Raw genomic sequence first — 12,838 nt, 5'->3', positions numbered from 1 at the left:
TTTATTTGGTAACCACAACGACTCAACATGAATAAGCATGATAACAAAGATGATTTTGAACGATTTGAATCATATTACGGCGGTGATTACACTCGGGAGCAAAGGCAAAGGGAGTGATTCATGAACGATGCATTCGTGTTGTCTGACTTGTCGTCAGGCTTTGAAGCCAACCCGCATGAGGGGCTAAATGTCATTTTACCGGCGGGGCAGCACTTGGCCTTGTCCGGCCCGTCAGGGTGTGGCAAGTCGAGTCTGTTGCAGGTGTTAGCAGGATTACAACCCGCGCAGCAAGGGACTTTTTATTGGCAGGCGCAGGGTATCAGTGAGGACACACTTACGTGGTGGCGCCAACAATGTTGCTATGTGCCCCAGCAACCTGTCATGGGCGGGGAGGACATCCGCGCTGCACTCTGGCTGCCTTGGCATTTACATGCCACGGAGACACCGTCGCCTACCGATGATGCAGTACTTGCGTTACTGGATCGCGTTAAATTGGATCATCCGTTGAGTCATCCGGTTGGAAAACTGTCGGGCGGTGAAAAACAACGTTTAGCCATTGTGCGGGCGTTACTGCTGAATCGGCCTGTGTGGTTGATGGACGAACCGACCTCGGCGCTGGATCCGGCCAGCCGTGATCGGATCATGGCGCTGTTAGCGGCCCATTCTCTGACCATTGTCTCGGTGTCGCACGATCCGCATTGGCTGGCGGCGGCCGATCAGCATTGTGTGATGCAGGGCAAATAAGGACACCGTATGGATAACGCATTATCAATCAGCTATTGGGCATTGGGCGGCTTTTACTTGTTGCTGTTGATCCCGCTCGTGCTCTTTCTGCGGTGGCGCTTAGCGTTGACAACCACCTTGCTGGCGGCGGTCCTGCGCATGACGGTGCAACTGGCCGTGGTGGGGTTGTACTTGCAAACCTTGTTCGCCTTTCAAAATCCGTGGCTGAATTCATTTTGGCTCTCTGCCATGGTGGGCGTCGCGGGTGTGACGATTTGCCGTCGCGCTGGCGTGCCGCTCAAGCGAGTGCTGCCAGCCTTATTATTGGGATTAGGACTGGGATTGTTGATCGTGTTACCGGCCATGCTCGCAGGGGTGATCAAGGTATCACCGTGGTGGCAGGCGCAGTATTTGATCCCGGTGGCGGGCATGTTACTGGGTAACTGTTTGGCGGCTAATGTGCTGGCGTTAGAACGTTGGTACAGCATGTTGAAAGACAAACAAGACGAATACCGCTTTTATGTTGCCTTGGGCGCGCCGAATCCAGAACTGCCGTTTATTCGTACTGCGGTGAAAGCGGCATTGGCACCGCAACTGGCTGCCATGACCACGTTGGGCATTGTCAGTTTGCCGGGCATGATGACCGGTCAAATACTGGGGGGGACAGAACCCTTGTTGGCGGTGAAATACCAATTAGCAATCATGGTCGCGATTTTCATTACGGCCAGTGTGTCGGTGTGCACGACCTTGGCGATAGCCAGTCGTTCGGCGTTTAACCGTTATGGTCAGTTGATTTTGTAAGTCAGTCAGCGTGAAGCGAGCGAGAAGAAGGGCGTGACGGAGGGCAGAAACAAAAATCCCCGGCAGTACCGGGGATTTTCAAGAGAGCGAAGAATTAGTCTGCGATCTCTGCGTTGTGGTAAACGTTCTGTACGTCATCACAATCGTTTAGCGCATCAAGGAATTTCTCGAACATCGCCACGTCATCGCCCGCAAGCTCAGTCATGGTTTGTGGAACGAAAGAAATTTCTTCAACGTCCAGAGCGATCTCTGGCATTGTTGATGCTAGTGCATTTTTCACCTTGAAGAATTCAGTGTGAGGGGCGAATACAGTGATCACGCCTTCTTCACATTCAACGTCAGTCACGTCGACATCTTCCATCATCAGGTTTTCTAGTACTGCATCTTCGTCATCGCCAGCAAACTGGAATACCGCTTGGTGTTCAAACATGTGTGCCGCTGTACCCGGGTTACCGATTTTCGCGCCGTTTTTCACGAAGCACTGACGTACGTCCATGAAAGTACGGTTGTTGTTGTCTGTTAGACAGTCAACAATCACCATGCAGTTACCTGGACCGAAACCTTCATAGCGAGCCGTTGCGAAATCTTCACCGCCGCCGCCTTTGGCTTTATCGAGTGCTTTTTCGATAACGTGAGTCGGCACCTGATCTTTTTTCGCTTTCTCGATCATGCGCTTTAGGGAAAGGTTAGTGTCAGGGTCGATACCGCCGTTCTTCGCCAATACGTAAATTTCTTTACCGTACTTAGAATAAACTTTGATTTTTGCGCCCTGCGTTTTCGCCATAGAGGCTTTACGGACTTCGAAACTGCGTCCCATAGGAATCACTCTCTTTTTGATATTTGGGATTTCTGTTGGAGGCGGATTTTACCAGCAAGCAAGGCGCTATGGCTAGGGGTAATGCGTGTTCTCCTACAGGGTTTCCTGCAATAGATCAATTTCTGCGTTGAATTTCGCCGCGTGACTTGCAGTCATGCACTGTAGCGATTATATATTCCGCTGTGAAACGTATAAATTCCCAGCGATTGGGACTAATGAGAGCAACACAGAATGAAAATTGTAGCAGTAACGGCTTGCCCTACAGGGATAGCACACACTTATATGGCCGCCGCCGAACTGAAAAAAGCCGCGCAGCAGCTGGGGGTGCAAATCATGATAGAAACCCAAGGTGCGATGGGGATTGAAAACCCACTGAGTGTGCAAGATATTGGCCGTGCCGATGTGGTGTTAATTGCCTCTGACATTGAAATTGAACACCGCGCGCGCTTCACGGGCAGCAAAATTCACTGCGTGACGATTGAAGATGTCTTGACCGATCCGATCAGTGTGATCAACCGCTGTCAGGCATTTTGTAAAGCGTGATAACCCTACCGCCACTGATCGCCGCCTCTTCCCATGCCCGTTTCTATGCCCGCAGACAGGTGAAACAAGGATGATAGTACGCCGTATTACCTTTTTGATTGGCCACGATGGTCTGCCCGCGTGGGCGTTGAATCGACTGAAAGTGCTGGGGGGCTATTTCTGCTCGATGGTGGTGATGCGTAATGTGTCACAGCGTAAAATGGCCGATGTGTCGTCCCCCATGCGCGTGATGGCACTGGGTACGCGTCCGGCAGATCTGTGTCAGCTCTTGATTGAAGGAGCGGATGCCGAATTGGCCGCCATTGTACTGACCGATTTTATTGCCGAACATGGCTTGTTGGTGCAGGGGGGGCGGCGCCATGTGCCGTCATCACAAGTGGCACACGCGTTAGCCTTGCCGTTTGCTTGTCAGTGGCATGCGGTGCCTTTTTCTACCGTGCCCGAATCTGGCGTGACGCTGGAAAAACGTGTCTTGCTCAGTGTCATGGCCGATTGTGTGGCCGCGAGAGAGGTCGCCTCGAATACGACCTTGCTCGAACAACTGCTCGCGCGCGAAGCGGTGTCTTCAACGTGCATGGGAAATGGTATCGCGCTGCCGCATGTGATCAGTCCTGCAGTGACGTGTCCGCATGTTGTCTGTATGACGTTGACTCAACCGCTCGATTGGGGCTCGAACCGGGGGCCGGTGACCCGTATCATTGGCTTGGTGTTACCGCATCCGCCACAGCGACCGCATCTCATGGCCTTTTCCGCTTTTTCTCAAGCCTTATTGGATCCGGCATTCTGCGATATTCTGGTTGATAACGATCAACCCGACGTTTTAGACGCCATCATCAAACACACCTTAGCCACGCCGTTTCGTGACAGCTTTTCGTGATGCTGTTGAAACGGGATGAAGCGTGATGATGAGTGACGAAGGGGTAAGGGCATTCGCCGTTGTGTGACCTTACTGTGCCGCACGGTAATCCGACGGGGTCAGTCCGGTTTTGCTTTTGAACACCCGATAGAAGTAGTTCACATCTTGAAACCCACAGCGGGTCGACACTTCATGTAAGCGGAAGGTGTATTTCTTCAACATGAACTTGGCGCGTTCAATGCGCACCCAGGTAATGTAGTCCGCCATGCGCATGTGGCCTTGCTGGCGAAACAGGCGTGATAAATGGTTCGGCGTAATATTGAAGCGCTTGGCGATGGAATCCCGACTGATCGGCCGGTGAAAATTTTCCTGAATGTAAATACAGATCCCCTGATACAAATCTTCACTGCGCTTTTTGCTGGTCTGGCTGGGGGCGCTCAACATCTGCTGGCTGTAGCTGAGCAGGGCTTGTAGCAAATGGGCATCCATTGGCTTTTGGATCGGCTCTTTGGCCAGCGCATTGAGTGCAGATAAAATGTGGTCGATAGCATGGCCGGTACGGGTTGGGATACTGTGCTTTTGTACGTCATGGCACGTGGTATGCGCCCGCGCTTTACTCACCAGGCTGAATCCTAATTGGCGACGGCCAAACAACAAGCTCAACACCGAGCAGTCGGTGTCCCAATCGGGTTTGTTCCAGCAGTTGGGCGGAATGTACAGCGCATCCCCCGGCATGATGGCCACTTTGGTGATCCCCAATTCCGGATCTTCCAATTCATTGATGTACTCCCCACTGATCACCATTTCCAAGCGTGGAAAATTCACTTGATAACTAAACGGCGGCGGCGTGTGCTGATCGCTGGCAAACCAGATGTGGTTGAAATGCTCGCGCTCCGACAGCAGGGTGTCGAGCAGGTGATGAAAAACGTCGCTCATGGTCAATCTGTCCGTAATGGAATAAAGATCCCAATTAGGGGGAAGGAATGTGGCACATTATCCGGTGAGAAAGTGGTGACGGCCACCTTTGTCCAAAAAACGCAGGCAATAGCGTGAACCAGATCACTCAAAATCGCACCCGTAACGGCATTTTAGTGTTACTTCCTTCTAGTGTTTGAAAATAAATCCAACACGGAATAACGGGGTTAATGATTGGTGTGCTAGTTGCAGTGTATTGATTTTAAAGTGTTAATTGTGATTTTTAATGCTTGGGTACGCAATGTGGCTGAGTGAGAATTGGATCACACTCTTTTCTATAGGTTACAAATTTCCAGTAAATGCCATTCTAGTACACTATCTGCGTGTGTCAGATTCGCTCACAATATCCCCAACGACACCACACCGTCGAAGACAACACTCGCGAAAAGCATAACGAGAAATATAACGAGAAGGGGCGACTCATGATCACCAATTTGATTAATGAGAATTTGATTTGCTTGAACCTACAAGCAACCACCAAAGAAGACGTATTCATTGAACTGATCGACGTACTGCATGCGCAGGGCCGTATCAGTGATAAACAACAATTTTTAGCCGATATTCATGCTCGTGAAGAACTGGGTAACACCGGTTTTGAAGACGGTGTGGCCTTGCCGCACGCGAAAAGTGCCGCGGTGACAGAGCCAGCGGTCGCGATCGGTATCAGCCGTAGTGGCGTGGACTACGGTGCTGAAGACGGTCTGCCTTCTACCCTCTTTTTCATGATTGCGTCGCCAGACGGCGGTGCCAACCACCATATCGAAGTGCTGGCGGAACTCTCTTCTAAGCTGATTGAAGACGGCTTCATTGATGCCTTCATGGAAGCGAAAACCGAGAAAGAAGCACTGGGTTTGCTGCTTGAAAAAACCGAAGCGGCTGACACCCCAGTGGCTGACAAAGGCTTGTTGATTGGCGTAACCGGTTGTCCGGCGGGTGTTGCACACACTTACCTTGCCGCAGAAGCGCTAGAGAAAGGCGCGGCAGAGCTGGGCTTTGAAATCAAAGTTGAAACCAACGGTTCTATTGGCGTGAAGAACAGCCCAACGGCTGAAGAGATTGCCCGCGCAGAAGCGATTATCGTGAGCTGTGACAAACAAGTTGATATGGCACGCTTTGCTGGCAAACGTGTGATCAAAACCGGCGTAAAAGCACCAATCAAAGATGCAAAAGGCGTGATCAACCAAGCACTGGCGGCTCCGGCTTACCAAGTGTCGGGTGATGACAAACCAGCAGAAACAGAAAGCAAAGTGTCACAAGCGCGTTCTGATCTGTACCGTTACCTGATGAATGGCGTATCACACATGATCCCGTTCGTGGTGACTGGCGGTCTGTTGATTGCATTGGCGCTGGCGATTGGCGGTGAGCCATCCGCAGGCGGCATGCAGATCCCTGAAGGCAGCCTATGGAACCAAGTGCTGAACGTGGGCGTGGTGGCCTTCACCCTGATGATCCCTATTTTGGCGGGTTACATTGCGTATGCGATTGCTGACCGTCCTGCACTGGCACCGGGCTTGATCGGCGGCTGGATTGCGAACAACGGTTCATTCTACGGCGCAGAAGCGGGTACCGGTTTCATCGGTGCGATTGTGGCGGGTCTGTTGGTCGGTTACTTCGTGAAGTTCATCGTCAACATTAACTACCACAAGTTCATTCAACCGTTGGTGCCAATCATGATTGCACCTATCACCGGTTCTCTGTTCATTGCGAGCATGTTCATCTTTGTTATCGGCGCACCGATTGCAAGTCTGATGGATGGCCTAACGGCAATGCTAACCAACATGAGCTCTGGCAACGTGATCCTACTGGGTATCGTACTGGGTGGTATGGCGGGCTTCGACATGGGTGGTCCATTCAACAAAGTGGCCTTCCTGTTCTCTGTCGGTATGATTGCCAGCGGTCAAACACAATTCATGGGTGCGATGGCGTGTGCAATCCCTGTGGCACCACTGGGTATGGCACTGGCAACGGTTATCGGTCGCAAGTTCAACATCTTTGAAGAGTCTGAAATTGAAGCGGGTAAAGCATCTGGCGCGATGGGCTTGGTGGGTATCTCTGAAGGGGCAATTCCTTTCGCGGCACAAGACCCAATGTCAGTGATCCCTGCGAACGTATTGGGCTCAATGGTTGCCGCGGTAATGGCGTTCTCATTCGGTATCACGAACAGCGTGGCACACGGTGGTCCGGTTGTTGCACTACTGGGTGCGATGAACAAACCGGTACTGGCACTGGCATGTATGGCAGCCGGTGCCATCGTGACAGCGTTGGTGGCGGTTTCTCTGAAGAAAATGCGCCAAGCAAAAGCGGCGCAGGCAGCGACAGCGTAAGCCTCGCACACAATAGGTAATACCTTCCGGCAACTGATTCCCCCTGTGTTGCCGGTACGGGCTCCGACTGCTCCTGGTCGGAGCCTTTCCTTGTTTCTATTCGCATCCGTTTGAGCGAGAGTGACAACGTGTGTGAGACAGAGGCAAGGGTAGCAACTAACAAAATACTCAGTGGGAATGTGCGTGCATTTTTGCTAGGGTGAGCCCCGACGAAAAAAGGGGCTGGGTAGGTCAATCAAAAGACCGATTTCATGAGCATCGAGGCTGTGCGAAAGCAGAGGGACTGGGTGCTAATGAAATCAGTATTAGCTATAAGGAACGTTATGAGTACTTCACCTCGTTTTTACCGCATGCATAACATCATTCAAGACTATGCGTGGGGCAGCAAAACCGCTATCGGCGAATTGTTCGGCATTGAAAACCCAACCGGTCAGCCACAAGCAGAGATCTGGATGGGCGCGCACCAAAATGGGTGTTCAACCATCGAGGTAAACGGCCAGTCAACGCTATTGTCTGACTTCATTGCCACAGATATGCCAGCCATCATCGGTGCAGACACCACGGCCACGTTTGGTGAATTGCCATACCTGTTCAAAGTATTGTCTGCGGCTAATGCGCTGTCTGTACAGGTACACCCAAGCAAAGCCCAAGCAGAAGACGGCTTTGCGAAGGAAGAAGCGGCAGGCGTTCCACGTACAGCGGGTAACCGTAACTACAAAGATCCTAACCACAAGCCAGAGTTGGTGTTCGCATTAACGCCGTACCAAGCGATGAACGGTTTCCGTGAGTACAGTGAGATTGTTGCGCTGTTTAACGCACTGGCGATTGACGAGTTGGCAGAGCTGGTGGCGGCACTGGAAGCGAACCAGAACGAAGCGGGTCTGGAAGCCTTCTTTGAAGCGATGTTGTCATTGTCTGGCGAGCGTAAAGATCGCTGTGTAGACGCGCTACTGACTTATGCCCAAGCGAACAAAGACGATGCCCTGTGCGCCTTGCTATTGGAACTGGCAGAGCAGTACCCTGGCGACATCGGTTTGTTCTCACCACTGATGCTGAATACCCTGACACTACAGCCAGGCGAAGCCATGTTCTTGGATGCATGTACCCCACACGCCTACATTAAGGGCACGGGCCTTGAGATCATGGCGAACTCAGACAACGTATTGCGTGCTGGCCTGACACCAAAATACATGGATGTGCCAGAGCTCGTGAGCTGCACCCGTTGTGTGCAGATGCCGTTTGATACCTTGCTATTGGCACCGACCGCGAACGACGGTGAAGAACCTGGCGTAGCGCATTATCCGATCCCAGTGCCAGATTTCAAATTCAGCGTGTACACCAACGTGGCAGATAAAGCATTGACCACACAGAGTGCTGAAATTTTGCTGGCTGTGGATGCACCGCTGACGGTTTCTCATGTTAATGGTGACACCGTGACCGTTGAGAAAGGCCAATCTGTCTTCATTCCGGCGAATACGGGTGAATACATGGCGACCTCAACCGGCCAATTTGCCCGCGCCTACAACTAATGGCGCTGCGTTTATCGTGTGGTTTGTTGTAAAGATAAGCGAGATGCGGGTTCTGTGCGCGGTTGATGCCGCGCACACAGAAAAGGGCTTTACACCCTAAGCTGTAACCCGTATTATCCGCCGCATGGAGAGATGGCTGAGTGGTTTAAAGCACCGGTCTTGAAAACCGGCGTGGGTTTATAGCCCACCTAGGGTTCAAATCCCTATCTCTCCGCCAACTTCAAAAAAGCCGACTTGATTGTCGGCTTTTTTACATCTGTCGTTTGTGGAATGACGGGATTTTGAAATCCCTAGTCGTGTGCGACCCCAGCACTCCGCCACATTTAAAGCCCTCGACTGCGCGTCCCGGTCAAAGACTAGGGCTTTTTCGTATGCGTTGAATTTGGCGTATGGCCTAGTTTTGCTAATTCACGCGCCCAATAGTGGGCAGTGCCATAGGCTTCCATCCCGATGATAGCGGGTGGTCGGTTTGCAAACGTTACAAGAACCTTAGATCGTCCTCTGAGTATTACGCTGTAAAGGCTGTTTTGTGGATCAGTACCTTGCCTGCCGCATCTTCGCCATGGATACTGAAGCTATGTTTGGCTAGATCGATGCCACAGGTTGAAAGTGACATGGTGGCCTCCGAACATATATCGTGTTTGACTCTTCAAGTGTGGCAGAGTCTGGATGAGGGGAAGTCCATGTCATTCGTTAGGCGTATTTGATGTTACTGCTAGAAATGTACGAAGAATTCAGGATTGAGTTTCCAGGCATTACTGCGAAGGCAGACTCAATCCATGTAAAGCAGTGGGGTAGCCTTGACCCAGACGACGCTTATTCTTGGTTTGAAAGCCTCGCAAACGCTTTAAACGGAGAAATGCGCAGAGGTACCGCTCCCACTCATTATAAAGATCTTTTTGAGTACTTTAGGAAGAAGTATCTTTTTGAAGACGATGACATAAAAAACTGCATAGATGTAGCCTTTACAGAGAATCTGTTCTGGCAGGTAAACGAGGAAAAGTCGGCCCCTTATTGGAAGCAATTGCCTGATACTATCAAGTCCCTATATAAAGGCTTTCATGGCAAATCACCCGCCTAACAAACGCATCAAAGCCGACCAAGCGCCTGTTGGATCAGCGGAAGGCCTAAAATCTTGGCAGGCGCTTATTGGGCGCCACATACTTGGCCGCCATGATTTTTGGTGTATGACCAAGCTTTGTTAATTCACGCGCCCAATAATGGGCACTGCCACAGGCTTCCATCCCAATGATAGCGGACGGAATGTTTGCAAAAGTTTCAAGAACTTTAGACCTTGATATTGTTTTGTGGATCAGTACCTTTGCCTGTTATATATTCGCCATGGATACTAAAGCTATGTTTGGCAAGATCAATGCCATAGAGTGAAAGTGACATGGTGACCTCCGAACATATATCGTGTTTGACACTTCAAGTGTGGATGAGGGGGAGTCCATGCCATTCGTTAGGCAAATAGGAAACATTCATGCTTGTGTTTGAAGAAGAATACAGACTTTTGTCCCAAGAGGGGCATTTAACAAAATCAAGTTTGCTTGCTGGTTTAGACTCTATACGTAGAGCAAATATTGATGACCAAGGCAGGGGGTTCTTCTACTCTGGATTATTTGAATTATCTATTGGTTTTGAACGCTTGATGAAAATTGTAGTGGTCCTGCAACACAAGCTAGAAAATTATAATTTGAATCCGACAAACAAGCAGCTTAGGGCTTATGGACACAACATATTAGATCTGTACAAAGCGTCTTGTTCGATAGCGAAGATGCATAATGTCGAGATGACAAGCAGCGATGAACAACAGCAAATTCTTGAAGTTTTGTCTTTGTTTGGTACTGGATCTAGATATTATAACCTCGACCAAATTACGGAATCACCAAGGCATGAAGATCCCCTTAAAATGTGGTCTGAAGTTATTAATAGCCATATTTGGGGATTAAAATACAGTACGAGACAAAAACTCGAGGCGAATACTTTTCGTTACATAGATAAAATGAACATGGCTTCATCGTGGTATCCCGGAAGAAACATAGACGGAGAGCTAATGCTGATGTCAGAGTTTCACTATTTATATCATGCAACAGAGAAAGCTAACTTTCACATTGTCTGGTCATTGGTTTCGTTATTGAGTCCGTTTTACTCGCTATTAAGTAAGTTGTCACATGAGCTTCACAACTTAGCTGAATTGCAAGGAGTAAAGCAAACTGTCCCTTATATGTATGAGTTTTTTCCATTCTTTTTGGCGCCTAAAAATCTCGTTTTGAAGCGGAAAAAATGGGGGTAAAATTTGTCTAACAAACGACTATGGCGTCAATAGCTAATTTCTGGCTATGTTTTCGTTCCACATGACGCCATCTCGAAGCATCGAATTTAAGATCACAACCATCTTCCTTATACACGCAATAATGGCGACTTTTTTTGGTTTCCCAGCATCTAAAAGTCGCTGGGAAGTCGCTTTAAAAACAGGGTTACACTGCATCGCAGACATCATAGCCATGTAGAGTACGCTGCGTACTTGTGCTCGCCCCCCTGAGCTTTGCGTTGTAAAGGCTGTTTTGTGGATCAGTACCTTGCCTGTCGTATCTTCACCGTGGATACTGAAGCTATGTTTGGCAAGATCAATGCCATAGATAGAGAGTGATAGGGGGGCCTCCGAACATATATCGTATTTGACTCTTCCAGTGTGGCAGAGTCCGGATGAGGGGGAGTCCATGTCATTCGTTATGCGCCAGAAAGGTGAGTTGGTAACATGAATGAACTCGAAAAATCTATCATCCAATTTATAGTTAGCTCTTATCCAGATGATTTCAAAAGTAGCTGTATTTCTGAGTTAATTGTATCAGAGCGAGAATATACGGGGTCTGGTGTTATCGTATGCTTCGAAAAACGAGGTAATGTTGTAGCTAATTCTAAGACAGTAAACTTTATTGGCCCTATAATTGAGTCCTCAGTTTTGGAGCTGGGTGCAGAGACTGTTTTAAGTGTTAAGAATGGTTACCTTGACTGTCTGGATATTCTAGTTAGAGGCTGTGGCGACATTAAAGCCGTTACAAGTTATCGGTTAATCGATGAAGACGTCAACTTCGTATGTGATTCAAGCGCATAACAATCGCTTCAACCTGACTGCCAACCCGCGGCAATTTTGGTTCGGTTTGGCTTTTGTAATTCCGGTGGTCAGTTTGGGTGTGGTGTAGTTGGCATCAAGTTAAGCGGGCTACATGGGTCAACAACAGCGTCAGGTAATATAAGGTTTGGGACTGCCGCTCTACATTCGGTCTGTTTATTGGCTTATTTGCCATGACCCTGATGACACTACGCGGTTGCGGTTCCTCATTCGTTAGAAGGCATCTTTTGTGCCCGCCTGCATATCAGGTTTTCCCGCAAATGGTCTTAACCATACATCATCATTGGCTATTGCAATGACCCGGTGAAGTGTGTGACTCCCTCACAAATGGTTTCTACATCCGTTAATTTTTGATGGGTTCGTAGTCGGTGTCGTGACGCAGCAGCGACCAGATAATTCGCGCATTTTTGGCGGCTAATGCCACGATAGCGCGTTTGAARCCSCGCCGCTCAACCAAGTCTTTRCACCACARGCTGAGTCGGTCGGTTTTGTCACCCAGGCTGGCAATCACTGCCCGCGCACCATGAACGAGTAGCGTGCGAAGGTACTTGTCACCTTTTTTGGTGATACGGCCAAGCCTTGGTTTACCGCCCGTGGAATATTGGGTTGGCACTAAACCGAGCCAAGCAGCACCTTTTATTAAAATCTAGCTCTGCCTTTATCRAACTGCTCGCCTTTACCTATACTGGCAATCACCGCCGTTGCGGTAATAGGACCGATGCCCGCCACTTTCATTATCTTTTTGGCATTATGACTGCGCGATACCAGCATATCAAAGCAATGTTCCTGATCGTCGATACGCTGGTTGAGCACTAAAAGGTGGTCGTAACAATCAGCGATGATTGCTCTGGCTAAATCGGGCAGTGGGTTTTCGGCATCTTCCAGCGCATCGGGAACCCCCTGTGTCAGGATAGTTGTCACTGTTAAAAATTCATCAATTTAGAGGGGCGGAAACAGAGGAAACATGTCTCGTTATTCGCAAGAAAGAAAAGAAGCCATCTTGAAAAAGTTGTTACCACCGTTGTCTCGCTCTGTCGCGGAGATAGCAAAAGAAGAAGGCATCAGTGAAGCAACGCTGTATTATTGGCGAAAACAACTTCGACAATCAGGAGCCGTTGTGCCCGAGAATAATAT

12 protein-coding genes, 1 tRNA gene and 3 pseudogenes are annotated in these 12,838 nt (G+C 49.5%); 11 read left to right on the top strand and 5 right to left on the bottom strand.

Going from position 1 to position 12,838, the window contains the following annotated elements; all coding sequences use genetic code 11:
- Nucleotides 1–120 precede the first annotated feature (120 nt).
- Both L4C36_RS18205 and L4C36_RS18200 read left to right on the top strand, forming a co-directional pair.
- On the top strand, nt 121–744 hold the full coding sequence (locus L4C36_RS18205) for an ABC transporter ATP-binding protein (protein WP_428479223.1): 624 nt from the start codon (nt 121–123) through the stop codon (nt 742–744).
- A gap of 9 nt (nt 745–753) precedes the next feature.
- Entirely contained in the window at nt 754–1,524 is a 771-nt protein-coding gene (locus L4C36_RS18200; protein WP_428479222.1) for an ABC transporter permease, read from the top strand.
- A 94-nt stretch (nt 1,525–1,618) separates the two neighbouring features.
- On the opposite strand, the gene L4C36_RS18195 is transcribed toward L4C36_RS18200, so the two are convergent.
- The gene (locus L4C36_RS18195; protein WP_428479221.1) at nt 1,619–2,341 is read right to left on the bottom strand and encodes a YebC/PmpR family DNA-binding transcriptional regulator; all 723 of its coding nucleotides are present in this window, start codon (nt 2,339–2,341) and stop codon (nt 1,619–1,621) included.
- A 231-nt stretch (nt 2,342–2,572) separates the two neighbouring features.
- Here L4C36_RS18195 and L4C36_RS18190 point away from each other — a divergent pair, with 231 nt between their 5' ends.
- Together L4C36_RS18190 and L4C36_RS18185 are read left to right on the top strand one after the other, a co-directional pair.
- Entirely contained in the window at nt 2,573–2,884 is a 312-nt protein-coding gene (locus tag L4C36_RS18190; protein WP_428479220.1) for a PTS fructose transporter subunit IIB, read from the top strand.
- Between the two features lie 70 nt (nt 2,885–2,954).
- The gene (locus tag L4C36_RS18185; RefSeq protein ID WP_428479219.1) at nt 2,955–3,761 is read left to right on the top strand and encodes a PTS sugar transporter subunit IIA; all 807 of its coding nucleotides are present in this window, start codon (nt 2,955–2,957) and stop codon (nt 3,759–3,761) included.
- Between the two features lie 69 nt (nt 3,762–3,830).
- On the opposite strand, the gene L4C36_RS18180 is transcribed toward L4C36_RS18185, so the two are convergent.
- Nucleotides 3,831–4,676, bottom strand: coding sequence for an AraC family transcriptional regulator (locus L4C36_RS18180; protein ID WP_428479218.1), 846 nt, complete (start codon nt 4,674–4,676; stop codon nt 3,831–3,833).
- A gap of 461 nt (nt 4,677–5,137) precedes the next feature.
- On the opposite strand from L4C36_RS18180, the gene L4C36_RS18175 reads away from it, so the two are divergent.
- From L4C36_RS18175 to L4C36_RS18160, 4 genes are all read left to right on the top strand, one after another.
- Nucleotides 5,138–7,039, top strand: coding sequence for a fructose-specific PTS transporter subunit EIIC (locus L4C36_RS18175; protein ID WP_428479217.1), 1,902 nt, complete (start codon nt 5,138–5,140; stop codon nt 7,037–7,039).
- A 323-nt stretch (nt 7,040–7,362) separates the two neighbouring features.
- The gene (manA, locus tag L4C36_RS18170; RefSeq protein WP_428479216.1) at nt 7,363–8,568 is read left to right on the top strand and encodes a mannose-6-phosphate isomerase, class I; all 1,206 of its coding nucleotides are present in this window, start codon (nt 7,363–7,365) and stop codon (nt 8,566–8,568) included.
- A gap of 126 nt (nt 8,569–8,694) precedes the next feature.
- A tRNA-Ser gene (locus L4C36_RS18165) sits at nt 8,695–8,785 on the top strand.
- Nucleotides 8,786–9,274: 489 nt separating this feature from the next.
- Complete coding sequence (locus L4C36_RS18160) at nt 9,275–9,649, top strand: DUF7674 family protein (protein WP_428479215.1); 375 nt, start codon at nt 9,275–9,277, stop codon at nt 9,647–9,649.
- Between the two features lie 70 nt (nt 9,650–9,719).
- Here the strand turns inward: L4C36_RS18160 and L4C36_RS18155 are convergent.
- Nucleotides 9,720–9,963 (bottom strand): annotated as a pseudogene (locus tag L4C36_RS18155) (IS110 family transposase); the annotation flags it as partial.
- Nucleotides 9,964–10,051: 88 nt separating this feature from the next.
- On the opposite strand from L4C36_RS18155, the gene L4C36_RS18150 reads away from it, so the two are divergent.
- Nucleotides 10,052–10,864, top strand: a complete 813-nt coding sequence (locus L4C36_RS18150; RefSeq protein ID WP_428479214.1) for a hypothetical protein — start codon at nt 10,052–10,054, stop codon at nt 10,862–10,864.
- 33 nt (nt 10,865–10,897) lie between these two features.
- Here L4C36_RS18150 and L4C36_RS18145 read toward each other — a convergent pair.
- Nucleotides 10,898–11,110, bottom strand: a pseudogene (locus L4C36_RS18145) (IS110 family transposase); the annotation flags it as partial.
- A gap of 219 nt (nt 11,111–11,329) precedes the next feature.
- Here L4C36_RS18145 and L4C36_RS18140 point away from each other — a divergent pair.
- Entirely contained in the window at nt 11,330–11,686 is a 357-nt protein-coding gene (locus L4C36_RS18140; RefSeq protein ID WP_428479213.1) for a hypothetical protein, read from the top strand.
- Nucleotides 11,687–12,047: 361 nt separating this feature from the next.
- Here L4C36_RS18140 and L4C36_RS18135 read toward each other — a convergent pair.
- Nucleotides 12,048–12,613: pseudogene (locus L4C36_RS18135) on the bottom strand (IS110 family RNA-guided transposase); the annotation flags it as partial.
- Nucleotides 12,614–12,668: 55 nt separating this feature from the next.
- Here L4C36_RS18135 and L4C36_RS18130 point away from each other — a divergent pair.
- Nucleotides 12,669–12,838, top strand: a 170-nt coding sequence (locus L4C36_RS18130) for a transposase (RefSeq protein WP_428479238.1), incomplete at its 3' end; no start/stop codon positions are given.

The organism is Photobacterium japonica (assembly GCF_050337005.1).
GTDB classification, from domain to species: domain Bacteria; phylum Pseudomonadota; class Gammaproteobacteria; order Enterobacterales; family Vibrionaceae; genus Photobacterium; species Photobacterium japonica.
The sequence above is the reverse complement of the archived record's forward strand: the minus strand, read 5'-3'. Positions and strand labels throughout refer to the sequence as shown.